The organism is Janthinobacterium sp. GL_088 (genome assembly GCF_057837845.1).
This window is the reverse complement of record NZ_CM174453.1, coordinates 3,433,705-3,456,347: the sequence shown is the minus strand read 5'-3', so window position 1 is coordinate 3,456,347 and position 22,643 is coordinate 3,433,705. Positions and strand designations below refer to the sequence as shown.

General features: G+C 67.1%; 20 protein-coding genes. 11 read left to right on the top strand and 9 right to left on the bottom strand.

The annotated features are described in order from the left end of the window. A complete protein-coding gene (locus AC3IQ7_RS15560) occupies positions 1-1,473 on the bottom strand; it encodes a lipopolysaccharide biosynthesis protein (protein WP_489206575.1) in 1,473 nt (490 codons plus the stop codon). A gap of 15 nt (positions 1,474-1,488) precedes the next feature. Further along, complete coding sequence (locus AC3IQ7_RS15555) at positions 1,489-3,573, bottom strand: glycosyltransferase (RefSeq protein ID WP_489206574.1); 2,085 nt, start codon at positions 3,571-3,573, stop codon at positions 1,489-1,491. A gap of 137 nt (positions 3,574-3,710) precedes the next feature. Between AC3IQ7_RS15555 and AC3IQ7_RS15550 the strand changes: the two genes are divergently transcribed. Next, on the top strand, positions 3,711-4,997 hold the full coding sequence (locus AC3IQ7_RS15550) for a putative O-glycosylation ligase, exosortase A system-associated (protein WP_322426988.1): 1,287 nt from the start codon (positions 3,711-3,713) through the stop codon (positions 4,995-4,997). Further along, a complete protein-coding gene (locus tag AC3IQ7_RS15545) occupies positions 4,994-5,929 on the top strand; it encodes a polysaccharide deacetylase family protein (protein WP_489206573.1) in 936 nt (311 codons plus the stop codon). The genes AC3IQ7_RS15550 and AC3IQ7_RS15545 overlap by 4 nt, the downstream gene beginning before the upstream one ends. Here AC3IQ7_RS15545 and AC3IQ7_RS15540 read toward each other — a convergent pair. The 3 genes from AC3IQ7_RS15540 to AC3IQ7_RS15530 are packed head-to-tail and all read right to left on the bottom strand — an operon-like array spanning position 5,838 to position 10,626. After that, positions 5,838-7,781 carry an asparagine synthetase B family protein gene (locus AC3IQ7_RS15540; RefSeq protein WP_489206572.1) on the bottom strand — a complete coding sequence of 648 codons (1,944 nt, stop codon included), beginning with the start codon at positions 7,779-7,781 and terminating at the stop codon, positions 5,838-5,840. The two genes, AC3IQ7_RS15545 and AC3IQ7_RS15540, sit on opposite strands and share 92 nt — an antisense overlap. Next, positions 7,778-9,034, bottom strand: coding sequence for a pyridoxal-dependent decarboxylase, exosortase A system-associated (locus tag AC3IQ7_RS15535; protein WP_489206571.1), 1,257 nt, complete (start codon positions 9,032-9,034; stop codon positions 7,778-7,780). The genes AC3IQ7_RS15540 and AC3IQ7_RS15535 overlap by 4 nt, the downstream gene beginning before the upstream one ends. After that, entirely contained in the window at positions 9,031-10,626 is a 1,596-nt protein-coding gene (locus AC3IQ7_RS15530) for an acyl-CoA ligase (AMP-forming), exosortase A system-associated (protein WP_489206570.1), read from the bottom strand. Before AC3IQ7_RS15530 ends, AC3IQ7_RS15535 begins: the two co-directional genes overlap by 4 nt. 186 nt (positions 10,627-10,812) lie before the next feature. On the opposite strand from AC3IQ7_RS15530, the gene AC3IQ7_RS15525 reads away from it, so the two are divergent. Genes AC3IQ7_RS15525 through AC3IQ7_RS15500 form a run of 6 tightly spaced genes read left to right on the top strand, consistent with a single transcriptional unit; the run spans position 10,813 to position 15,511 of the window. After that, a complete protein-coding gene (locus AC3IQ7_RS15525; RefSeq protein WP_489206569.1) occupies positions 10,813-11,568 on the top strand; it encodes a GNAT family N-acetyltransferase in 756 nt (251 codons plus the stop codon). Further along, a complete protein-coding gene (locus AC3IQ7_RS15520) occupies positions 11,547-11,792 on the top strand; it encodes an acyl carrier protein (protein ID WP_489206568.1) in 246 nt (81 codons plus the stop codon). The genes AC3IQ7_RS15525 and AC3IQ7_RS15520 overlap by 22 nt, the downstream gene beginning before the upstream one ends. Further along, positions 11,789-12,646, top strand: a complete 858-nt coding sequence (locus tag AC3IQ7_RS15515) for a hydrolase 2, exosortase A system-associated (protein WP_489206567.1) — start codon at positions 11,789-11,791, stop codon at positions 12,644-12,646. Before AC3IQ7_RS15520 ends, AC3IQ7_RS15515 begins: the two co-directional genes overlap by 4 nt. Continuing rightward, positions 12,643-13,530, top strand: coding sequence for a hydrolase 1, exosortase A system-associated (locus AC3IQ7_RS15510; RefSeq protein ID WP_489206566.1), 888 nt, complete (start codon positions 12,643-12,645; stop codon positions 13,528-13,530). Before AC3IQ7_RS15515 ends, AC3IQ7_RS15510 begins: the two co-directional genes overlap by 4 nt. Next, a complete protein-coding gene (locus AC3IQ7_RS15505; RefSeq protein WP_489206565.1) occupies positions 13,524-14,825 on the top strand; it encodes a glycosyltransferase in 1,302 nt (433 codons plus the stop codon). The genes AC3IQ7_RS15510 and AC3IQ7_RS15505 overlap by 7 nt, the downstream gene beginning before the upstream one ends. Then, positions 14,822-15,511: an ABC transporter permease gene (locus AC3IQ7_RS15500; protein WP_322426998.1), complete on the top strand. Its 690-nt coding sequence runs from the start codon at positions 14,822-14,824 to the stop codon at positions 15,509-15,511. The genes AC3IQ7_RS15505 and AC3IQ7_RS15500 overlap by 4 nt, the downstream gene beginning before the upstream one ends. Here the strand turns inward: AC3IQ7_RS15500 and AC3IQ7_RS15495 are convergent. From AC3IQ7_RS15495 to purT, 3 genes are read right to left on the bottom strand one after another with little or no spacing between them, the layout of a single operon-like run. Next, positions 15,498-16,235 (bottom strand): hypothetical protein, encoded by a 738-nt coding sequence (locus tag AC3IQ7_RS15495; protein WP_322426999.1) that lies wholly within the window; start codon positions 16,233-16,235, stop codon positions 15,498-15,500. The two genes, AC3IQ7_RS15500 and AC3IQ7_RS15495, sit on opposite strands and share 14 nt — an antisense overlap. Before the next feature lie 16 nt (positions 16,236-16,251). Further along, on the bottom strand, positions 16,252-16,689 hold the full coding sequence (locus AC3IQ7_RS15490) for a DUF6678 family protein (protein ID WP_099376863.1): 438 nt from the start codon (positions 16,687-16,689) through the stop codon (positions 16,252-16,254). Continuing rightward, positions 16,689-17,924: a formate-dependent phosphoribosylglycinamide formyltransferase gene (gene purT / locus AC3IQ7_RS15485; protein WP_489206564.1), complete on the bottom strand. Its 1,236-nt coding sequence runs from the start codon at positions 17,922-17,924 to the stop codon at positions 16,689-16,691. The genes AC3IQ7_RS15490 and purT overlap by 1 nt, the downstream gene beginning before the upstream one ends. 175 nt (positions 17,925-18,099) lie before the next feature. Here purT and AC3IQ7_RS15480 point away from each other — a divergent pair, with 175 nt between their 5' ends. The 3 genes from AC3IQ7_RS15480 (at position 18,100) to AC3IQ7_RS15470 (ending at position 22,124) form a co-directional block, all read left to right on the top strand. Continuing rightward, the gene (locus tag AC3IQ7_RS15480; RefSeq protein ID WP_489206563.1) at positions 18,100-18,606 is read left to right on the top strand and encodes a sigma-70 family RNA polymerase sigma factor; all 507 of its coding nucleotides are present in this window, start codon (positions 18,100-18,102) and stop codon (positions 18,604-18,606) included. Continuing rightward, entirely contained in the window at positions 18,603-19,565 is a 963-nt protein-coding gene (locus AC3IQ7_RS15475) for a FecR domain-containing protein (RefSeq protein ID WP_489206562.1), read from the top strand. Before AC3IQ7_RS15480 ends, AC3IQ7_RS15475 begins: the two co-directional genes overlap by 4 nt. A gap of 66 nt (positions 19,566-19,631) precedes the next feature. Beyond that, positions 19,632-22,124, top strand: coding sequence for a TonB-dependent siderophore receptor (locus tag AC3IQ7_RS15470; protein WP_489206561.1), 2,493 nt, complete (start codon positions 19,632-19,634; stop codon positions 22,122-22,124). Here the strand turns inward: AC3IQ7_RS15470 and AC3IQ7_RS15465 are convergent. Beyond that, entirely contained in the window at positions 22,121-22,618 is a 498-nt protein-coding gene (locus AC3IQ7_RS15465; protein WP_099376868.1) for a VOC family protein, read from the bottom strand. The two genes, AC3IQ7_RS15470 and AC3IQ7_RS15465, sit on opposite strands and share 4 nt — an antisense overlap. Between the last annotated feature and the right edge of the window lie 25 nt (positions 22,619-22,643).

The window sequence follows — 22,643 nt, the reverse complement described above, 5'->3', positions numbered from 1 at the left end:
TCATCCTTTCGTCCATTTGACTGCCAGCCAGCGTCCCGCCAGCTTGCGTTGCAACAACAAAAACTCCCCGGCCAGCTCATGTTTCAACAGGAACAGACCCGCCAGCCAGCACAGCAAGGTGGCCAGCGCCGTGCCCGTCAGCGCCAGCAGCGCCGGGGTTGCCGTTGGCAGCCACAGCAGCGAAGCGACAGGCGCGACGGCGCTAAGGCCGCACAGCAGCAGGCTCGTGCGCAAGGCCCGCGCCAGGATGCGCCAGTCCAGGGCGCTCAAGCGCCGCAGGCAACGGTAGTTCAGCCAGCTGCGCAACACATTGCTGAGGACCACGGCCCAGGCCACGGCCACCAGGCCGAACGGCGCCGCCGCCAGCAACAGCGCCACCTTGATGACGCCGGCGCAGGCATCGAGCCGTACTTGCGCGTGCAGCTGGCCCGTCGCCACAAACAGGTAGCGGGCCATGCTGAACATGCTATACACGGCCGAAGACAGGCACATGATGCGGATCAAGGACACACAGGCTAGCCATTGCGTGCCATACAACACCTTGACCAGGGGCAAAGCCATGCAGGCGAGAAAGAGAAAAAACGGCCAGGCCAGCGCCGTCATGTAGCTGATCGTGCGCAAATACACGAGTTCCGCCCCGCCCTGTCCACCACCCTCTCTCGCGCGCGCCGCGAACAGGGGAAACACCACGGGAGAAATCGCGCTGGTAATGGCCTGGTTGAAAATATTCAGCACGCTTTGCGCCTTGCCGAACAGGGCCAGGCTTTCAATGCCGATCAGCTTGCCAATGATCAGGTCCGGCGCCGCCACGCCCGCCTCGTCGACGAGACCGCCTCCCGTCGCATACGCGCCAAAGCGGGCGATATCGCCCATGCCGCGCCGTCCCGGCAGCCACGGCAGTTCCTTGGGCCGCACCAGCAGGCTCACCAGCAGCGAGGCGCAGGAACCGGCCAGCGCCGCCCACACCATGCTCATGTAACTGCAGCCCTGCAGCGCCAGCAGCACGGCCACCAGCAAGTTGACCACGCTATTGGCCGCGTTGATGGCGTAGATGGCGCGAAAGCGCAGTTGCCGGCGCAGCATCGGTAAGGTCAAGGCGCTGAACGGTATCAACAGGAAATTGATGGCCAGCAGGCGCAGCACGAGAGTCAGCCGGGGTTCGCCATAGAACTGCGCGAGCGGCGCGCTGGCCAGCAGCACCGCACCCGCCAGCAGCCAGGCGACGAGCAGGCTGGTAGCCAGCGCGGCCCGCAATTTCACCACATCGAGCTGCTTTTCCTGGATCAGGTATTGCCCCACACCGAAATCGCGCACCACTTGCGCCAGCGCCACCAGCACGGCGCCCAGCGAATACACGCCCACTTCGGCCGGCGTCAGCAGGCGCGACAGCACCATGGTGGCGACGATGCCCAGCAGCAGCACCGTGTATTTTTCGGCAAACGAAAAGAAAAACGAATGGCGGGTGGCGCTCATGCGGGCCACCCGCGCCTAGACGAGGCCGGCGTAAAATGCGCGCAACTGGCGTTCCAGGCGCGGCATCGAATAGCGCTGCACGGTTTCCTCGCGCGCCAGCTGTCCCATGCGGACGCGCCGTGGCACGTCCAGCAGCAGCTGCGCCACGGCCGCGCAGGCGGCGTGCTCGTCGTCCAGCGGCAGCAGCAAGCCGCCTGCGCTGTCGTGCAGGATATCGTGGGTGCCCGGCACATCCGTCCCCACGGCCGGCACGCCGCAGGCCATGGCCTCGATCGTGGCAATGCCGAAACCTTCGTTTTTACTCAGCAGCACATGCAGGTCGAAGGCCGGCATCAGCAAGTCGATGCGCTGCTGGAAACCGGCAAACACGGTTCTGTCGTGCAAGCCCATCTGTTGCGCCTGCAGCCGCAGCATGGCTTCCAGCGGCCCCGTGCCCACGAGCACTACATATAAGTTGGGAAACTGCGCGGCCAGCCTGGCGAACAGGGTCAGCAGCGCTTGCGGGCGCTTCTGTGCGGACAGCCGCGCCACGCAGCCGAGCACGAGCGCGTCCGGCGGCAACCCCAACTGCCTGCGCGCCAGTATTCTCCGTTCCGGCGAGACGATAAACCTGTCCGTATCGACGCCGTTGGGAATGACGGCCAGGCGCGTGTCCGGCGCCAGCATGTCGCGGTACAGGTCAAGGAAATGCCGCATGGACGAGGCCGACACGGCATACACGCCCTTGACACTGCGAAACGCTTCCTGCAGCCGGGGCCGCTGCCAGTCGCTGAAGGCTTCCAGGGGAAACGCATTGTGCACACTGATCACGGCCGGCAAGCGGCATCGCCGGGCCAGCCACAGAATGGAAGCGCCATAGCTGGTCCAACAAAACGCCACATGGACGAGGTCGGGCCGCAGCAGCCGCAGCCGCCACGCGCCCGTCACCCTGGCGCGCAGCCAGTTCCAGCGGCGCCAGGCCCAGTGCTCGAGAAACAAGGGCGGCTCATACACGCGCACTTGCATCTGTCTTGCGCGCAAGCCTTGCGCCCAGGCAGTAAAGCCGGGAAAGCGCCGCAGGGCCAGCACGCTGTCATAGCCGTTCGCGCCCAGCATGCTCGCCTCTTGCGCCATGCGCAGCTCCATGCCGCCCAGCTCGCCCGAATAACTGCTGATGACGATGCGCGGCAAGCGTTTACGGCGTCCTCGCCACGCTTCATGGAAGAAGCCGCGCAGCCAGGCCCGCTCCCATTGCCGCAGGAACAGGTCGGCATGGTCACGCCGCAGCCAGGCCCGCACGGCGCCGAGGGAATCGCGCACGTATCTGCCCAGCATCCAGCGCGGCACACCGAGCAACTCCACGCTCGGTGCGAATGTCGCCAGCCGGCACTGGCCCCGGCCAAACAGCATGGCGCGGCGCAATATCCAGGCGCGCTGCACTTGCGGCACGCGGATGATGTGCGCCACCCTCGCCTGCGGACAGAACCAGGATGGATTGCCGGCAGCATGCATCTCCAGGTTGAGCCGGGTTTCGCTGCCCATGGCGTAATTGGCCCCCTGCGGGCCGATGCTTTCGTCATAGCGGGCGCCCGCCTCGAAGATGCGGCGGCGTATCGCCATGTTGGCGCCCCATACCAGGCCCGGATAGATGGGCGCGTCGCGCAGGTCGGGGCTGGTGATGCCCCACGTCAGGCCGGGGGGCGTCAGGCGCAGCAGCCAATCGGCCGGTCGCTCGCGCCAGGCGGGCATGATGGCGCCGCCGAACAGGGCGTAGCCGGGGTGGGCGCGCGCGCTGTCCTGCAGGCGGCACAGCCAGTCGGATGCGGGCATGGCGTCGTCGTCGCCGAACACGAACAGCTCGGCGCCATCGCCACCCAGGCGCAAGGCGTGTTCGACGGCGCCGTTGAGGGCGGGACTGCGGCCGCGCCGCGCCACGCAGAGATGGCTCAAGGGCAAGCGGCCACGGAAAGCGGTGATCACCTCGGCCGTCGCGTCCGTGCTGCCATTGTCGGCGATGACCAGGCGCCAGCCGCCCGCAGGCGCTCGCAAGCCCATGTAGGCGCGCAATACCTGGGGCAAGGTGCCGGCGCCATTGTAGGTCGCCATGAGAACGGTCAACAAGGACATGCCTCCTTGGTCTTACCATGACAAAACTATGCATCAAGCAGTGTTGATCCAGTGTACTGAGCCTGCCCGCCAGCCCGTTGACAGGCATCAAGACCTTGCCAAGCCGGGCACAACCAGGAGCATTCCCCTTCATGCGCGACATATTGATCACCGTCATCATCCTGGGTTCGCTGCCCTTCATCCTGAAGGCGCCTGCCATCGGCGGCCTGATGTGGGTCTGGGTCAGCGTCATGAACCCGCACACGCAGGGCTGGGGTTTCGCCACCCACATGCCATTTGCCTTCATCATCGCCATCGCCACCCTGCTCGGCCTGGTGATGACGCGCGAACCGAAGAACCTGCCGCTCACGCCCGTCAGCGTGCTGCTGTTGCTGTTTGTCGCGTGGATGAATGTGACGGCGCCGTTCGCCCTGCTGCCCGAATCGTCTTGGGTGCAGTGGAACAAGGTCATGAAGATCATGCTGATGAGCTTTGTCGTGATGATGGTGATACGCACGCGGCGCGATATCGTGCGCCTCGTCTGGGTGCTGGTGGGCTCGATCGGCTACTACGGCGTGAAAGGCGGCATCTTCACCATCCGCAGCGGCGGCACGGAACGGGTGTGGGGGCCGGAAGATACGTTTATTGGCGATAACAATTCCCTGGCCCTGGCCCTGATCATCACCATCCCCCTCATGTATTATTTGCAGCAAAACACGGACAAGCGCTGGCTGCGCCACGGCTTGTCCGGGGCCATGCTGCTGTCGGCCCTGGCCGCGCTGGGCTCGTATTCGCGCGGCGGCCTGCTGGCCATTGCCGCCATGGGCCTGTTCATGTGGATCAAGAGCGACCGCAAGCTGGTGCTGGGCGCGCTGCTCGCTGCGGTCACGCCGTTGTTGCTGGCCTTCATGCCCGAGCGCTGGGCCGAACGCATGGACACCATCAACACGTATCAGGACGATGTGTCCGCCATGGGCCGCCTGAATGCCTGGCGCATGGCCTGGAACCTGGCGCGCGACCGTTTTCTCGGCGGCGGCTTCGACGTTTCCGACGCCGCCATCTTTGCCCGCTATGCGCCGAACCCCATGGATGTGCACGCGGCGCACAGCATTTATTTCCAGGCGCTGGGCGAACACGGCTTTGTCGGCTTGCTGATTTACTTGGCGCTGGGCATCGCCACCTGGCGCACGGCGGCCGCCATCATCCGCCGCACGCGGGGCAAGCCGGAACTGCGCTGGGCGCTGGGCCTGGCCACCATGAGCCAGGCCAGCCTGATCGGCTTTGCCGTGGGCGGCGCCTTCCTCAGCCTGCTGTATTTCGACATGCCGTATTACCTGATGGCCGCCCTGATCGCCACGCGCATCATCGTCGAGCAGCAAGCGCCGGCCTCAACTGCTCGGCAAGTCAAACCCCGGATCGCCGTCGCGGAGCAGCCATGACGGCCACCTTGTCCATCCTGATCTACCACCGCGTGCTGGCCCGGCCCGACCCGCTGTTTCCTGGCGAAGTCGATGCGGCCCTGTTCGAGCGCCAGTTGCGCCTGATAAAACGTTTCTATACGCCGCTGCCGCTCGGCGAGGCCGTGCAGCGCCTGCAAGATGGCAGCTTGCCGCCGCGCGCCGCCTGCATCACCTTTGACGATGGCTATGCGGACAATGCGCAAGTGGCCCTGCCGCTGCTGCAGCGCCACGGCTTGCATGCCACGTTCTTTATCGCCACGGGCTACCTGGACGGGGGGCAGATGTGGAATGACACGGTGATCGACGCCGTGCGCCAGGCATCCTGTCCCGTGCTGGACTTGCGCGCGCACGGCCTGGGTACCTTCCCCGTCGCCAGCCTGGCACAGCGGCAGGCCACCATCGCCACCTTGCTGGGCCAGCTCAAATACCTGCCGTTTGCCCGGCGCCAGCAACTGGCCATGTCCATTCGCCGCCAGGCAGGCACCAGGGCAAGCCCGCCAGCCATGCTGAGCACGGCGCAGCTGCGCCAGTTACATGCGGCCGGCATGGAGCTGGGCGCGCACACGGCCAGCCATCCGATTTTATCGACCTTGCCGGAGCGGGCGGCGCAGCGCGACATCGCCAACGGCAAGCGCCAGCTGGAAAGTTTGATCCAGGCGCCCGTCAGCCTGTTTGCGTATCCGAATGGCAAGGCCGGACGCGATTATGGCGCGCCGCACGTGGCGATGGTCAAACGCCTCGGTTTCAAGGCGGCCGTCGCGACGGACTGGGGCGTGGCGCGCCCCGGCGCGGCTCTCGACTTGCTGCAGCTGCCCCGTTTTACGCCGTGGGATCGAGGACGCCTGGCGTTTCTGTGGCGCATGCGGCAAAACCGCCTTCAAGCGCACCCAGCGCGCCCGGATGCTGGCTGAGCCACTGTTCCAGCATTAGCAGCAGCCACACCATGGTACCGTGATAGGCCGGGTGTTCCGCCAGCAAGCGCCCTTGCAGATCGTCGATGAAGGCGGGCCGCACGATGCCGCGCCCGCGCAGCTGCGTCAGGTTGTCGAACGCAAACTCGCGCAGCGGTGCGTGGCTATGCAGCCACTGGCCGAAAGGCAAGCCAAAGCCGTGCTTTTTCTTGCGCACGATGGCCGGCGGCAAGATTTCCACCAGCGCCCGCTTGAAGAACGGTCGCAGCCGCGTGCCGTCGAGCTTGTCCCGCGGCGCCAGGCCCGCAGCGAATGCCACCATCGCATCGTGCAGGAAGGGAAACGCCGCTTCCACGCCGGCCAGCTCGCAGGCCTTGCGCACCTTGAACAGATCGTTGTCGGCCAGGGTAAAGCGCATGTCCAGGGCCAGCAGTTCATTGATCTGGCTCAAGCCCTGGCCTTGCCGCTCCCAATACGCGCCATTCACGCAGCCGGGCGCCATGCCCGGATCGATGGTATCGATAAAACCCGCTTCCAGCACCGTGCGGTAACCATGGCGCAGCAGCAGGTTGTAGCTGTCGAGCCTGGCCGGCAGCGGCAGGCTCGCCTGCTCGATGTAGCGGCGCGCCTTGTCGCCCAGGCGCCACGGCTTGCCACTTTGCTGGCGGAACAGCAGCGGCTCGATGATGGTCTGGCGCAACATGACGGGCAAGCGTTCATATTGCGACAGCAAGGCCTGGTGCGCATAACGCTCATTGCCGCCAAACAATTCATCGCCGCCGTCACCGCCCAAGAGGCGCGTCACGCCATCCTCGCGCGCCATCTGCGCGCAATAGTAAGCGGGAATGGCCGAGGCATTGCCGAAAGGCTGGTCGAAGATGGCCGCCATGGCGGGAATCGCGGCCAGCACGTCGTTTGGCGTCACGTAGCGTTCGTGGTGGATGCTGCCCGCGTGGCTGGCGGCCAGGCGCGCGTATGCCATTTCGTCATAGCCGGGCGCGTCAAAACCGATGGAATACGTGCGCGCGGGCCGGCCCGTCACTTGTCCCATGATGGCGGCCAGGGTGGAACTGTCCGTGCCGCCGCTGAGAAACGCGCCCGTGTCCGCCCCGTCCGCGCCGAGGCTGCTTTCCACTGCCTGACGCAGCAGGCGCAGGAATTCCTGCTTGTTCGCGGCAAAAGTGTCACGCGTACGCGCCGTGCCTGGCTCCTGGAAGGCCAGTTGCCAGTAACTGCCCTTGCATTGCTTGCCGCCGCGCACATGCAGGTATTCGCCGGGCAGCAAGCGCTGCTGGCCAAGATAGGCCGTGGCCGGGCCGGGCACCATGTGGAAAAACAAATAATGATACAGCGCCTGCGGATCGAGCGCGCCCCGCACGGACGGATGGGCCAGCAAGGCGTCATGCGAGGAGGCAAAGAACAGCCCTTGCGCATTGCTCGCATAACTGAGCGGATGCATGCCGGCGCGGTCCACTGCCAGCAGGGCCGAGCCGGAAAAGGCGTCGAGGATGGCCAGCGCAAATGGCCCGGACAGGCTGGCGCAAGCGGCCACGCCCCGGCTCAGCCACAGGGCCGCAAGGCGGCACGCCACGTCGTCGGCCGAGCCGTCGAGCTCGGGCCGGCCCCAGAGGGCCACCTGCAAGCCATCCTGCTGATACACATGGCGGCTGCCATCGATGGCAGCCACGGCCACGCCGCCCACTTCGCTGAGGCTGGCGGCCAGCGGCGCGCCATCGAAACGCGACAAGGGCGCGGCCATGCTTGCCAGCGCGGTGGGCGCGCCGCTATCGGACGCCGTGCCGCCAGCATCAGCCCAGTTCGCCGCCGCCAACCAACCGCACAGGCCGCTCATACGAGCACCTCGGCCGGCAGCGGATGGCCGAGAAACGCAGTCGGGCTGGCCGTCAAGCCATACGCGCCCGACTGGAACACCACCACCAGGTCGCCCTCTTCGGCGCGCGCCATCTCCATTTGATCAGCCAGCAAGTCCAGCGGCGTGCACAGCGGCCCCACAACGGACGCCACCTCGCGCACCCCGCCGTGCAGCCGGTTGCCGATGGCAACCGGGTAATTCTTGCGGATCAGCTGGCCAAAATTGCCCGAGGCGGCCAGGTGATGGTGCAAGCCGCCATCCGTCACCAGAAAGACCTGTCCATGCGACACCTTGCGTTCAAGCACCTTGCACACATACACGCCCGCCTCCGCCACCAGATAGCGGCCCAGTTCCAGGTTCAGGCGCGCGCCAGGCGCCGCCTGGGCCAGGACGGCCAGCTGGCGCTGCAAACCGTCCGCCACGGGGGCCAGGTCAAGTGCCTGGTCGCCGGGGAAATACGGCACGCCGAAGCCGCCGCCGATATTCAGGGTGCGCAAGGGCGATGGCGCGCTGTCGGCCAGTTGCAGGGCCAGCTGCACGCTCAGGGCCTGCGCTTCGGCCAGGGCCGCCCCCGACAGGCTTTGCGAACCCGCATACAGGTGAAAGCCGTGAAAATCCAGTCCCAGCTGGCCGATGCGGCCCAGCAGCGCCGGCACCAGGGCCGCATCGACGCCGAACGGCTGCGCGCCACCGCCCATGCGCATGCCAGTGCGGCGCAAGGCGAAGTCAGGATTCACGCGCACGGCCACCCTGGCCGTCACGCCCAGCCGTTCACTGGCCAGCGCCAGCCGTTCCAACTGGGCACCCGATTCCACATTGACCAATACGCCCGCCGCCACGGCCCGCGCCAGTTCCCCATCGCTCTTGCCCGGCCCCGCAAAACTGATGCGCTCCGGCGCCATGGGCGTATCGAGCGCCGTGGCCAGTTCGCCGCCCGACGCCACGTCGATGCCATCGACCAAGCCCGCCAGCCACTGCACCACGGCCGGCATGGGGTTGGCCTTCATCGCGTAATGCACATGCACGCCAGCAGGCAAGGCGGCGCGCAGTTCGGCCACGCGGCGCGTGATGTGCGCCCGTTCATACGCATAAAACGGCGTGCTGCCCACCCGCTGGGCCAGCCGGCGCAAGGACACGCCGCCGATCTGCAGCATGTCGCCATCCACAGCGAACTGGCGCAGCGGTGAGTGCGACGGCAATTCCGTGCTGTTCGAGCGGATCAAGTCCTTCATGCCGCATCTCCTGTTTGGACCGCATACGCGCGCGCCAGTTCCCTGGCCAGCAGGGGACGGTCGATCTTGCCATTCGGGTTGCGCGGCAGCACGCCGTCGTGGATTTCCACCCACAGCGGCACCATATAGCTGGGCAGGCGGGCGCGGCAGGCGGCCAGCACGTTGTCGCGCAGCAATTCCACACCGGGCGCGGGCGTGACGAGCAAGGCGATGGCCTGGCCCAGCACGGCATGGGGCAAACCCAGCGCTGCGGCCTCGCCCACCAGCCCGCTTGCATACGCGACTTCCTCGATCTCGGCCGGGCTGACCCGGTAACCGGAGGTCTTGATCATGTCATCGCTGCGCCCCACGAAATACAGATAGCCTTCCGTATCGCGGCGCACGGTGTCGCCCGACCAGACGGCCAGTTCCGGCAGCACCAGGCCGCTCGCCTGGGGCGGCAGCGGCTTGAAGCGCTCGGCCGTGCGCGCCGCATCGTTCCAGTAGCCGAGCGCCACCAGCGCGCCACGGTGCACCAGCTCGCCCGGCTCGTCGGCGTCGCACGTGCTGCCGTCCGGACGCAGCACCAGCACTTCCGCGTTGGGGATCGCTTGCCCGATGGAGTCGGGGTGCCGCTCCAGCTGTTCCGGCGCCAGATACGTCGAACGGAACGCTTCCGTCAAGCCATACATCAGGTAAACCTGCACGCGCGGCAGCGACTGGCGCAGCTTGTCGAGCGTGGAGCGCTGCATCACGCCGCCCGAATTGGTGATGTAACGCAAGGGGGTGGACAGGGGCCAGCTCAGCTGCGACAGCTGCACCCACAGCGGCGGCACGGCGGCCAGGCCCGTGATGGCTTCCTGCTCGACGGCCTCAACGATATCGCGCAGCAACAGATAATTCATCAGCACGGCGCAGGCGCCGCTGGCAAACGCCGTCGTCAGCTGGCTCAGGCCGTAGTCAAAACTCAGCGGCAAGACGCACAGGATGCGGTCCTGCGGCGTATTGCGCAGATAGCCCGACACGCTGAGCGCGCCCGCCAGCATGTTGCGGTGCGACAGCACCACGCCTTTCGGCCGCCCCGTGCTGCCCGAGGTATATAAAATGGCGGCCATGTCGATGTCGATGGCCGCACGCGGCCGGAGGGCGGGGACATTGGTGGGCACGGCCGTCCACGCCAGCACGCGCACCTTGCCCAGGCGCGATTCCTGCTGCGGTTCGCCCGTCAGCAGCACCGTGCGCAAGTCCGGGCAGGCGGCCAGCGCGGGGCCCAGTTGCGCCAGGCGTTCGCGCGACGTGACGAGGATGTCCACGTTGCAGTCGGCCAGGATGTACGCCACCTGGTCCGGCTTGAGCAGCGGATTGACGGGCACGAACACGCCGCCGGCCGCCGCCGCGCCGAACATGGCGCTGACGTTTTCCGGGCGTTTTTCCAGGTATACGGCCACGCGCGCGCCACCTTGCAAGCCCAGGGTCAGCAAGGTGGCGGCTGCCTCGCGCACGGACTGCGCCAGCGCGGCATAGTGCATTTCCTCGCCCTGCCACGACAGGGCCGGTGCGTGGGGCGCGCGCTGCGCCGTTTCAAAGATCAGGTCGTGTATCAGTGTCGCCATCGTGTCATCCCCGGATTGCCATGATTGCCATGCATTCCCCTATGATTCAGACAAACGGCCACAGCGGTCTTGATTTTGATCAATTAACAGTTTCAGCAACACAGCTTGAGCCGGCGCAAGACCGCCGCTGGCCGCTGCGCTCTAATGGACAGCGTTGGCTGCATAGCCGCCCCATCCGTTACCGCCATGGCCCTGTCCCCGCGATTTCCCCTGCTGCAAAGGCTGGCTGCCAGCCTCCATCAACTGGGCTGGCGCGACAGCACCTGGCTGGCCCTGGCGCGGCTGCTGGCAATGGTGCCGGGCGGACGCTGCGCGCTATATCGTTATCAATTCGTGGCGCAAGCCGTGGCGCCCGGTTCGCTGTGCCGCGGGCGCGGCCAGTCGATCAAGGTGACGCCGTGCCTGGCGGAGGCGGACTTGTCGCCCGGCCCCGAGCGCCGGCCCGGCGCGCTGCGCGAACGCTACCGGCAAGGCGCGCAATGCCTGGTGGCGCGTGACAATGCGGGCATGGCTGGCTGGATCTGGCTGCTGCGTCACGGCTGCCAGGAAGACGAGGTGCGCGCCCGCTATGCGCTGGCCTCAAACCAGTCGTCGTGGGACCTGGACGTGTGGGTGCATCCCGACCGGCGCGGCGGCCTCGTCTTCGCCCGCCTGTGGGAAGAAGCCAACGCCGTGCTGTACGCGCAGGGCGTGCGCTGGTCGTGCAGCCGCATCTCGCGCTTCAACCGCGCCTCGCTGGGCGCCCATGCGCGCCTGGGCACGCATGCGCTGGGCACGGCCACCTTCATGCGCTGCGGGCGCTGGCAATGGATGGCCGCCAGCCTGCCGCCGTATCTGCACCTGTCGCGCTGCCCCGACAATATCCCCTGCCTGGCCTTCGATACGTCGTCCCTGCCGCACTACCCTTCCCTGGAGCTGACATGCCGCATCTTGAAGCAGTAAAGCACATCCTCGACACCACGCTGGGCTTGAACGGGCGCCTGCTGGAAAGCCACACGCTGCTGCTGGGCAGCGTGCCGGAACTCGACTCGATGGCCGTGATCGGCGTGATCGCCGCGCTGGAAGACCATTTCGGCATCATTGTCGCCGACGACGACATCCACGCGCGCCACTTCGCCACCGTGGGTTCCCTGCACGATTTCGTGTTTGCAAAGCTGCGACCATGAACCGCGCCGCCCTCGACGCGCTGCCGCTGCTGCCTTTCTTCCTGCCCGCCAGCGGCGGCCAGCGCTACTGCCTGCTGCACCTGCCGCCGCCGGGCCAGGCCGCGCGCGGCGGCATTATCTACGTCCATCCCTTCGCGGAAGAACTCAATAAGAGCCGCCACGTGGCCGCCGCGCAGGCGCGCGCCTTTGCCGCCGCCGGCTACAGCGTGCTGCAGATCGACCTGTTCGGCTGCGGCGACAGCAGCGGCGATTTTAACGAAGCGCGCTGGGACATCTGGCACAACGACCTGCACCTGGCCTGCGCGTGGCTGGCGCAGCGCGTCGACGGCCCCTTGAGCGTATGGGGCTTGCGCCTGGGCGCCCTGCTGGCCATCGACTTCGCCAGCCGCGCGCCGCTGCCCCTGGCGCGTTTGCTGCTGTGGCAACCGGAACTCGATGGACGGCGCAGCATCGACCGCTTCCTGCGCCTGCGCCTGGCGACCGGCATGCTGGCTGGCGGCTCACAGGAAGCGCCCGGCCAGGCGCGCGCCACGCTGGCGAATGGCGAACCTGTGGAAGTGGCCGGCTACCTGCTGGCGCCCGAATTGGCGCAGGCCATCGATGGTGTCAGCGCGTCCACGCTGCAGCCTTCCGTGCCCGTCTACTGGCTCGACTACCAGGCGCCGGCACAGACAGCCGCACCCCTGCCATCACTCGCGCGGCAATGGCGAGAACACGGCGCCGCCGTGCACGTGGCCACCTTTGGCGACGGGCCGTTCTGGCACAGCGGCGAACTGCTCGCATGTCCGCAACTGCTGGATGCCACGCGCGCGCTGTGCCGCGACTGGCTCGACGACGAAAGGACGCCGCCATGAAACGCGACAGCGGTCAGCAGCACCTGGCAGGGCACGCCGTGCGCGAGCTGGCCCTGCGCTTTCGCAGCGCATGTGACGACGACGAGGCGCAGGCGCGCCTGGCCGGCATCCTCAGCCTGCCCGACGTGCCGGGCCCGCGCGGCGTATTGATCGTCACGGGCGGGCCGCAGTACAGAATCGGCAGCCACCGCCAGTTCGTCTTGCTGGCCCGCGCGCTGGCCGCGCAAGGCTGGCCCGTGCTGCGTTTCGACTTGCGCGGCATGGGCGACAGCGAGGGTAGCGCGCGCGACTACCGCGCCGCCGGTCCCGACATCGCCGGCGCGCTGGCGCAATTCTTCGACGCCGTGCCATCCTTGCGCGAAGTAGCGCTGTGGGGCTTGTGCGACGGCGCCACGGCCGCCGCCTGCCATGCGCCACGCGACGCGCGCGTCAAAGCCCTGATCCTGCTCAATCCGTGGGTGCGCAGCGGCGCCGGCCTGGCGCGCGCCACCTTGCGCCATTACTATTTGCCACGCCTGCTGCAAGGCGGTTTCTGGCGCAAACTGGCCAGCGGCGGATTGCAGCTGGGCGCCAGCCTGGCGTCGCTGCGGCAGGTGGCGGCCGCCACGCAGGAAGCGGACCCGCTGGAAGACGACGCGCCCGCGCCGGCCCTGCTGCGGGCGCTGACGCAATTCCAGGGCAAGGTGCTGCTGATCCTCAGCGGCGACGACCTGGGCGCGCGCGAGTGGCAGTCCCTGCTCGATGGCGATCCTGCCTGGCGCGCCGTCACGGCCCGCGCGCAATGGACGCAGGCGCAGGTCGATGGGGCCAACCACACATTTGCCAGCGCCGCCTGGCGCGGCGAAGTGGAACAGCGGTGCGCGCGGTGGCTGCAGTCATGGTAAAAACCTCGCCGAACGCGGCCCGACCGAACGCGGCCCGACCAAAACGCGTGCTGATGGTCGCCTACCATTTCCCGCCGCTGGCCGGCGGCAGCGGCATCCTGCGCACCCTGGGCTTTGCCCGTCATTTGCCCGACTGCGGCTGGCAGCCGCTGGTGCTCAGTCCCGGCGCCAGCGCGTATGCGCAGCGGGGTGACGCGCAGCTGGCGCAGCTCGGCGCGCAAGCCACCGTGCGGCGCACCCTGGCGCTGGACGCGGCGCGCCATTTCTCCATCGCCGGGCGCTATCCGCGCTGCCTGGCGCTGCCCGACCGCTGGAGTTCCTGGTGGCTGAGCGCCGTGCCGGCCGGCCTGCGCATGATCCGGCAATACCGCCCCGACGCGATCTGGTCGACGTATCCGATCGCCACGGCGCACCTGATCGCACTGACCCTGCAAAAACTCAGCGGCCTGCCGTGGATCGCCGACCAGCGCGACCCGATGCTCGACGACAGCGACCCGCTGGCGCCCTATCCGCCCGAGCCGCGCCTGCACCGCATGCATGCGTGGCTCGAACAGCGCATCGCGGCGCGCAGCGCGGCCATCGTCTGCACCACGCCGGGCGCCATCGACGCGCACCGGCGGCGCCTGGCGCAGGTGGGGCACGAACGTTTCCACCTGATCGAGAACGGTTACGATGAAGACGGCTATGCAGACCGCCCTGAGCGCACGGGCCAGCGCAGCCGCTTTTTGCTGCTGCACAGCGGCGTGATCTATCCGTCCGAGCGCGATCCGCAAGCGCTGTTCGAAGCGCTGGCCCGGCTGCGCCGTGATGGCGTGCTACATGCCCGCAATTTCCAGCTGGTGCTGCGCGCCACGGGGCACGATGCGTGGCTGGCCAGCCTGCTGGTGAAATACGGCATCCTCGACCTGGTACGCCTGGAACCCTTGCAGCCGCACGGCGCGGCGCTGCAGGAAATGCTGGCCGCCGACGGCTTGCTGCTGCTGCAGGCGGCCAATTGCAACGGACAGATTCCCGCCAAGCTGTATGAATACCTGCGCTGCCGCCGTCCCATCCTGGCACTGACCGACCTGGCGGGCGACAGCGCGGCCAAGCTGCGCCACTGCGGCATCGACACCATCGGCCAGCTGGCGTCCAGCGGCGACTGCGCGCGCGCGCTGCTGCGCTTCCTGGAACTGGCGCGCCAGGGCCGCGCGCCGCTGGCCAGCCCCGGCGCCATCGCCCTGCAATCGCGGCAAGCCCGCAGCAATACCCTGGCCGCTTTGCTGGACCAGGTCAGTCACAGGAGCCCGACATGAAGCATCCCCTGCTAGCCTGCGCCCTCGCCGTTTGCTGCGCCAGCGCCGGCGCCGCCGCATGCCCGCCCTACGTCAGGCACACGCCGGGCGGCGACTACACGAGCGCGGAAGACCGCGCCGGCCTGTCCGTGGTCGAAAAATTCCATTTTTCGCGCGCCGTGGAAACGCTCACGCAAGGCATGACGGGCAGCCTGGGCGGCGACATCAGCTACACGCTCGAACACTTTCCGAATCACCACCGGGCGCTGGCCTCGATGGCGAAACTGGGCTTGCGGCTGAAAAGCGCGCAGCCGGTGGGCGCCCGCTACACGGTCAGCTGCTACTTCGAACGGGCCATCGCCTTCGCGCCGCACGACGTGACGGCGCGCATGGTGTATGGCAGCTATTTGCTATCCACGGGCCAGGACGCGACGGCGCTGGAACAGCTGGACGCGGCCAGCCGCCTGGCGCCCGAGCAGGCCACCATCCAGTACAACCTGGGCCTGATGTATGTCAAAAAGAAGGAATACGAAAAGGCCAGCGCCCACGCGCAAAAAGCCTACGCGCTGGGCTTTCCGCTGCCGGGACTGAAGAACAAGCTGAAGGCGGCGGGCAAGTGGAAAGAGCCGCCGCCCGCCGTCATGCAAGCAAAGGAAGCGCCGACAGAACCGGCCGTGGCGCCGGTCGAACTGCCTAGCGGGGAATGACGGCTGGCCGCCGGGCCACGCTCAGATGCGCCGTCGGGGACGCGGCCAGCGCCGCGACCAGGTCACGCCGCGACTGCGCCTTGTCTTCCGCTTCGCTGATGTACGCCAGTTCGGCCGGCTGCAGCACGGTAAGAGTGAGCAGCATCACTTCGCCATACGGCGTGGCGAACGATGGGGGAATGGTGCTTGCGCCCTGGGCCAGCAGCACGCCCACCTGTTCGTTTTCGTCTTCCAGTCCCTTTGGTGCATCTTGCAGGTCGAGCACCATCGACACGCTGCCGTGGCGCTGCACCAGCAAATCGATGGAGCCGTGGTCGGCCACGTTCTGGCTGACCTGGTAAATGAGGTCGAAGAGCCAGGAATGCGCCACTTCCTTGCCGTCGAAAGCGGACAGCGGCGCCTCGATGCACACTTCCAGCAGATGGCCGCGCGGGACGAACACGTCGTCATCATCCTCGAACGGATCGCTCAAGCCATCGCTGGCGATGAGGATGGAATCACTCCGTCGTATCACCCTCCAGGCCTGGCGCAACGACGGCCAGCGCGGGCCGCCCATGAAGGCCGGGTTGACCAGCGGCGCCAGCACGTCGGCGTCCATGGCGCCCAGGGTGGCATAAAAGGCGTCGCGCGCGGCGCAGGCCGTGGCCAGCATCTGCGCGCCGGCTTCCTTGCCGACGACGGCGTCGTCAGGTTGCGGTACTTGGGGGATAGCGTTTTCAGGCATGAGAATACTCTTTGAATTAGTCGGCGGGAGGAAAATCGTGATACGAGCGTGGCAAGTAGCCCCAGATGCGCGCCACCCGGTCGCGTACTTCGAAATCGAAGCCGATGCGTTCCAGTTCCGGCACGATCCACACGCCGTGGTCGATGATTTTTTTTGGCAGCAGCATGGCCACGTGTTCTTCCGAATACAGGCTGATGTCCAGCCACTCCACGCCCATGAACGGGAACGGCGGGTGGTAATCCCATTCAGTATCCCAGCGCGAGACATAGCCGGTGACGGAGCCGTAGCGGTACGACGGCGCCCAGTCGGTGCGCCCGCGCATGAAGGCCAGCAGTTCGTTCCACTTGCAATCGTTGGCGGCGCCGGCCAGGCTGCGCCGCGCGATGTGGCCGCGTAGCTTGCGCTTGATGTCCTCGCCGCCGGCATCGGCCTGCGGCAGGCTGGCCTCTGCCATCAGCGGACCACCGGCTTGACCTTGGACGCGGCCAGCACGGCGCGCGCGCGGGCCGTGTCGATATCGTCGGCCGTGGCCAGGGCCACGCCCATGCGGCGGCGGGCGAACGATTCCGGCTTGCCGAACAGGCGCAAGTCCGCGCCCGGCACGCTCAAGGCGTCGGCCACGCCTTCGAAGGCGATGCCTTTCGCTTCCAGCTGGCCGTAGATGACGGCCGAGGCGCCGGGCGAACGCAGCGCCACGTTGACGGGCAAGCCGAGGATGGCTTTCGCGTGCAGCTCGAATTCGCTCTGCACCTGGCTGGCCATGGTGACCATGCCCGTGTCGTGCGGACGGGGGCTCACTTCCGAGAACCACACCATGTCGTCCTTGACGAACAGCTCCACGCCGAACAGGCCCAGGCCGCCCAGGTTATCCGTCACCTTGCGCGCGATGTCGCGCGAACGCTCGAGAGCCAGCGGCGCCATACGTGCCGGCTGCCACGATTCTACGTAGTCGCCGTGCACCTGCAAGTGGCCGATCGGCTCGCAGAACTGCGTCTCGATCTGGCCCGAGGCGGCAACAAAGCGCACCGTCAGCAGGGTGATTTCATAATCGAAGTCGATGAAGCCTTCGACGATGACCCGGCCCGTATCGACCCGGCTGCCGCTGGCCGCATACGCCCACGCCGCGTCCACGTCTTGCGCGCTATCGAGCTTGGACTGGCCCTTGCCCGACGAGGACATCACGGGTTTTACCACGCACGGGAAACCGATCTCCTGGCATGCCAGCTGCAATTCCTGCAGGCTGCTGGCGAAGCGGTACGGCGACGTGGCCACGCCCAGGGTTTCGGCCGCCAGGGTACGGATGCCTTCGCGGTTCATCGTCAGCACGGCCGCGCGCGCGTTCGGGATGCACGTGATTTGTCCGGCCGCTTCCAGCGCCGCCAGCGTGTCGGTGGCGATGGCTTCGATTTCCGGCACGATCAGATCCGGCTTTTCCAGGGCTATCAGGGCTGCCAGCGCCACGCCGTCGCTCATGTCGATCACATGCGAGCGGTGCGCCACCGGGTGGCCCGGCGCATTCGGATAGCGGTCGACGGCGATCACTTCCACGCCCAGGCGCTGCAGCGACATGATCACTTCCTTGCCCAGTTCGCCGGAACCCAGCAGCATGACCTTGATGGCGGTGGAAGACAGCGGTGTGCCGAAGGTACGGGGCGCGATGGTGCTGCTGGTGATGGTGCTAGTGGTCATGGCAGTATCTGTAGGCGGATGGAAAGATGGCTGGGACTATAGCAAATGCCGGCCCACTTGGACAGGGCGCGGCAACGGTGCAGCCGCTGGCGGCGGCACTTGCCAGCGCAGGCAGTCGATGCAATAATTGAGAATGATTCTCAATTAACCATCATCCATCATCGTCCTTGCCGCCATGAACCCAGCCGCACCGCCCGACCTTGCCACCCTGTACCGCGCCCACCACGGCTGGCTGCAGGGCTGGCTGCGGCATAAACTGGGCTGCGGCGCCGATGCGGCCGACGTGGCGCACGACACGTTCATGCGCCTGCTGCAGCGGCACGAACGGCCGCAGCCCGCCCTGCGCGAGCCGCGCGCCTACCTGACGCGCATCGCGCAAGGCCTGGTGATCGACCATTACCGGCGCCGCGACGTGGAATACGCCTATCTGCAGGCGCTGGCCGCCCTGCCCGAGCAGACGGCGCCGTCGCCCGAAACGCGGCTGCTGATCATCGACACCCTGGTGCGCCTCGACACGGCGCTCGACGCCCTCAAGCCGCGCGCCAGGCTGGCCTTTTTGCTGGCCCAGCTGGACGGCTTGACGGGTCCCGCCATCGCTGCCAGGCTCGAAGTCTCGCTGGCCACCGTCGAGCGCGACCTGGCCAGCGCCTGGCGCGCCTGCTACCGCGTATATTTCCAGTGACCTTACCAGTGACGGCCACCACCTTGCCGGAAGACCCCGTGGAGCAAGCCATCGCCTGGGCCGTGCGCCTGCAGATGCAGGGCGCCACGCCGGACGCGCTGCTGTCGCTGCAGCGCTGGCGCGATGCCGATCCCATCCACGAACAGGCGTGGCAGCGCCTCGCCGCCATCGGCAGCCAGTTCTCGGGCTTGCCGCCGGAGGCGAGCCGCACCACGCTCGACGCCAGCCTGGCCCGCCGCCGCCAGCGCCGCCAGGCGCTGAAAGTGCTGGCCGGCATCGGCTTTGCCGGCACAGCCACCTGGTTCGCCATCGATACGCGCGCCGACTACCGCACGGGCACGGGGCAGCGCCTGGCCGTGCGCCTGCCGGACGGCAGCTTGCTGCACCTGAATGCGGGCACGGCCGTCCGGCTGCACTTTGACGGCGCGCAAAGGCTGCTGAGCTTGCTGCATGGCGAAATTGCCATCACCACGCAAGCGGACCCGCAGCGCCGGCCGTTTCTCGTCGAGACGGGCGAAGCGCGCATGCTGGCGCTGGGCACGCGCTTCACGGTGCGCCGCGCGGCTGGCGCCGATGGCACGCTGACGCGCCTGGCCGTGCAGGAACACGCGGTGCGGCTGCAGGCCGCAGCCGGCGTGGTGCGGCCTGAGCTGGTGCAGGCTGGCGACAGCGTCCTGACGGATGGCGCGCGCATCTGGCGCGAACCGGCCCATGACGATCCGGCCGCCTGGCTCGATGGCGTGATTGCCGCGCGCGACATGCCACTGGGCCAGCTGGTAGCCGAACTGGCGCGCCACCGGCATGGCTTGCTGCTGTGCGACGCCGACATCGCCCACTTGCCCGTTTCCGGCGTCTTCCAGCTGGACGATCCCGAGCGGGTCCTGCGCGTATTGCTGCACACGCAGCCCATCGTGGCCGTGTACCGCACGCGTTTCTGGGTCACGCTGAAAAAAGCGTAAAAAAGATGAGGGGATCGGGCTGGCCGCACGGCATACAGCTTGATACCACCCACCTGATAGCGACCCATGACCCACTCTTTCCTGCCCTGCCCTCAGCCATTTCCGGCATTCCCAACCCTTCCCGCGCGTTCCCGCGTGGCCGGCGCCGTCGCCAGCGCCCTGCTGCTGCTTGGTGCGGCGCCCGTCCTGGCCCAGCAAAATCCACCCCAGGCCAGCAGCGCCAGCGCCATGCACGCCCTGCAGATCGCCGCCGGCCCGCTCGATGCGGCGCTGGAACAGCTGGCGCGCAAGGCGGGCCTGACGCTCACCTACCAGGCGAGCGAGGTGCGCGGCCTGCGCACGGCTGGCCTGACCGGCAGCTACAGCGCCGCGGCCGGCCTCGAGGCGCTGCTGGCCGGCAGCGGCCTGGCGGCGCTGCAGCTGGCGCCCAACGATTTCGTCCTGCGCCCGCTGCCAAGGTCGGCGAACGCGCCCACTGATGGCGCGCAGCGACTGGCCGAAATCACGGTCACGGCCGGCGGCGAGCCGGCGCTGGAAACGGAAGGCAGCGGCGCGTATGCGGCGGCATTGGCCAGCACGGCCACGCGCTTTACCCTGTCGCCACGCGAAACGCCGCAATCGCTGACCGTCATCACGCGCCAGCAGATGGATGACCAGGGCGTCCTCAGCCTGGCCGACGTGCTGCAGCAGACGCCGGGCGTGACCGTTTCGCACGACGATTCGGAGCGCTACAACTACTATGCGCGCGGCTTCAGCCTGAACAGCTTCCAGTACGACGGCGTGCCCACCTTCGATTTCAGCACCAATTCGAACGGCCTGGGCATCCGCGACATGGCCATTTACGACCGGGTGGAAGTGGTGCGCGGCGCCAACGGCCTGATGAGCGGCGCCGGCAGCCCGGCCGGCGCCGTCAACCTCGTGCGCAAGAAACCCACGCGCCAGTTCCAGGCGTATGCGCAGGCGGGCATCGGCAGCTGGGACCGCTACCGCGCGGAAGCCGACGTTTCCGGCCCCCTGAATGCGGACGGCTCCATGCGCGCGCGCCTGGTGGCCGCGCACCAGGATCACGGCTCCTACATCGACCATTACCAGCAGGACAAGAGCGTGGTCTACGGCGTCATCGAGGCCGATCTGACGCCGCGCACGCGCGTGCTGGCCGGCATCGACTACCAGAAAATCGATTCCAAGGGCTCGTCCTTCGGCCAGAATCCCCTGTTCTACACGGACGGCAGCCGGACGCGGTTCGCGCGCGCCTTCAACCCCGCCGCGCGCTGGACGGATGCGGGCAGCACCAGCACGCGCGTGTTCGCCGCCGCCGAGCACCTGTTCGACAACGGCTGGCAAGTCAAGGCGGAAGCGAGCCACTGGAAAGGCGATACGGACCAGTTGCAAGCGAATATCATCAGCTGGGGCCCCTATCCGGACCCGGCCACGGGCCTGGCCACCGTGCAGCGCGGCGCAAAAACCTATGTCATCGACAGCAATTCGCTCGATGCGTACGCCACGGGACCATTCCAGTGGCTGGGCCGCCAGCATGAACTGGTGCTGGGCGTCAACGCCAGTCACCGCAAGTCCGACTACCTGGCCTATGGCGGCGGCAATGTGGAAATCGATTACCGTCACTGGAACAACAACGTGCCCCTGCCGGCCAGCATGGCTGTCAGCCTGACGCAAAAATACAGCTTCAAGGAATATGCGGCGTATGGCGCAGCCCGTTTCAAGCCCGCCGATGGCTGGTCGCTGATCGTCGGCAGCCGCCTCAACAGCTATGAACGCACGGGCGACCTGATCTACGGTTGGGGCGGCACGGGCCGCGACGACGCGAAGGAAAAACACCGGCTGGTGCCGTATGCGGGCGCCGTCTACGACTTGAACGGCACGTATTCCGCGTATCTCAGCTATGCCAGCATCTTCGAGCCGCAATCGGTCAGCGACGCCAATGCCAGGGCGCTGCCGCCCACCACGGGCAAATCCTGGGAAAGCGGCATCAAGGGCGAGTTTTTCGAGCGCAAGCTGAACGCCAGCGTGGCCATTTTTCACATCCAGCAAGACAATCTGGCCGATTACGTGGGCACGGACGCCAACGAACGGGAAGTCTACCGCCCGATCGACGGCACCACCACGCGCGGCGTGGAGCTGGAAGTGGCCGGCCAGCTGTTGCCCGGCTGGCAGGTGCAGGCGGGAGCGACGTTCAGCCGCCCCCGCGACAAGGATGGCCAGCGCATCGATACGACGCGTCCCGAACGCAGCGTCAAGCTGGCGACCAGCTACCGCCTGGGCGGCGACTGGCGCCGCTTGAGCGTGGGCGGCAATGTCAACTGGCAAGGCCGGACGTATTACCACACCGTCCTGGCAGGCGACGTGCCGGCGCGCGCCGACGAAGGCAGCTTTGGCGTGGCGGGACTGATGGCGCGCTACGAGTTCAGCAAGCGGCTCAGTGCCGTGCTGAACCTCAATAATGTCTTCGACAAGCGCTATTACAGCGGCTATGGCCTGTACGGCAGCGGCTACTATGGCGATCCGCGCAACGCGCAGCTGACCTTGCGGGCCAGCTTCTAACCGGCGTATGCCCGCTTGATCTCGTCAATGTTGATTTTTTTCATGCCCATCATGGCTTTCATCACGCGCTGGGCCTTGACGGGATCGGGGTCGGTCAGCAGCTTGATCATGAGCGTGGGCACGATTTGCCAGGACACGCCGAACTTGTCCTTGAGCCAGCTGCATTGCTGCGCTTCCGGCGGCCCGCCTGCGGACAGCAGGTTCCAATAGTGATCGACCTCGTCCTGGGTGTCGCAATTGACCTGGAACGAGATCGCTTCGGAAAACTGGAACAGGGGGCCGCCGTTCAGCCCCGTAAACGTCTGGCCGTCCAGTTCAAACGCTACGGTCAGCACGCTGCCCGGCTCCTGGCCGTGGATTTCCTTGCCCTCCTCGCCGTAGCGCAGGATCTGGCCGATCTTCGAATTGGGGAAAATCTCCGTATAAAACCGGGCCGCCGCCTCGGCGTTGCCGTTGAACCATAAACATGGGGTAATCTTTTGTACGCTGTGCATGATGTCTCCCTTGGCCTGTGTGTGG

What these genes read in the sequence shown, in the direction of transcription:
- AC3IQ7_RS15545 (WP_489206573.1), top strand. Translation starts at nt 4,994, where the DNA reads ATGACGGCCACCTTGTCCATCCTGATCTACCACCGCGTGCTGGCCCGG.
- AC3IQ7_RS15480 (WP_489206563.1), top strand. Translation starts at nt 18,100, where the DNA reads ATGAACCCAGCCGCACCGCCCGACCTTGCCACCCTGTACCGCGCCCAC.
- purT (WP_489206564.1), bottom strand. Translation starts at nt 17,924, where the DNA reads ATGACCACTAGCACCATCACCAGCAGCACCATCGCGCCCCGTACCTTC.
- AC3IQ7_RS15470 (WP_489206561.1), top strand. Translation starts at nt 19,632, where the DNA reads ATGACCCACTCTTTCCTGCCCTGCCCTCAGCCATTTCCGGCATTCCCA.
- AC3IQ7_RS15535 (WP_489206571.1), bottom strand. Translation starts at nt 9,034, where the DNA reads ATGAAGGACTTGATCCGCTCGAACAGCACGGAATTGCCGTCGCACTCA.
- AC3IQ7_RS15490 (WP_099376863.1), bottom strand. Translation starts at nt 16,689, where the DNA reads ATGGCAGAGGCCAGCCTGCCGCAGGCCGATGCCGGCGGCGAGGACATC.
- AC3IQ7_RS15515 (WP_489206567.1), top strand. Translation starts at nt 11,789, where the DNA reads ATGAACCGCGCCGCCCTCGACGCGCTGCCGCTGCTGCCTTTCTTCCTG.
- AC3IQ7_RS15500 (WP_322426998.1), top strand. Translation starts at nt 14,822, where the DNA reads ATGAAGCATCCCCTGCTAGCCTGCGCCCTCGCCGTTTGCTGCGCCAGC.
- AC3IQ7_RS15510 (WP_489206566.1), top strand. Translation starts at nt 12,643, where the DNA reads ATGAAACGCGACAGCGGTCAGCAGCACCTGGCAGGGCACGCCGTGCGC.
- AC3IQ7_RS15495 (WP_322426999.1), bottom strand. Translation starts at nt 16,235, where the DNA reads ATGCCTGAAAACGCTATCCCCCAAGTACCGCAACCTGACGACGCCGTC.
- AC3IQ7_RS15530 (WP_489206570.1), bottom strand. Translation starts at nt 10,626, where the DNA reads ATGGCGACACTGATACACGACCTGATCTTTGAAACGGCGCAGCGCGCG.
- AC3IQ7_RS15550 (WP_322426988.1), top strand. Translation starts at nt 3,711, where the DNA reads ATGCGCGACATATTGATCACCGTCATCATCCTGGGTTCGCTGCCCTTC.
- AC3IQ7_RS15525 (WP_489206569.1), top strand. Translation starts at nt 10,813, where the DNA reads ATGGCCCTGTCCCCGCGATTTCCCCTGCTGCAAAGGCTGGCTGCCAGC.
- AC3IQ7_RS15505 (WP_489206565.1), top strand. Translation starts at nt 13,524, where the DNA reads ATGGTAAAAACCTCGCCGAACGCGGCCCGACCGAACGCGGCCCGACCA.
- AC3IQ7_RS15465 (WP_099376868.1), bottom strand. Translation starts at nt 22,618, where the DNA reads ATGCACAGCGTACAAAAGATTACCCCATGTTTATGGTTCAACGGCAAC.
- AC3IQ7_RS15520 (WP_489206568.1), top strand. Translation starts at nt 11,547, where the DNA reads ATGCCGCATCTTGAAGCAGTAAAGCACATCCTCGACACCACGCTGGGC.
- AC3IQ7_RS15540 (WP_489206572.1), bottom strand. Translation starts at nt 7,781, where the DNA reads ATGAGCGGCCTGTGCGGTTGGTTGGCGGCGGCGAACTGGGCTGATGCT.
- AC3IQ7_RS15560 (WP_489206575.1), bottom strand. Translation starts at nt 1,473, where the DNA reads ATGAGCGCCACCCGCCATTCGTTTTTCTTTTCGTTTGCCGAAAAATAC.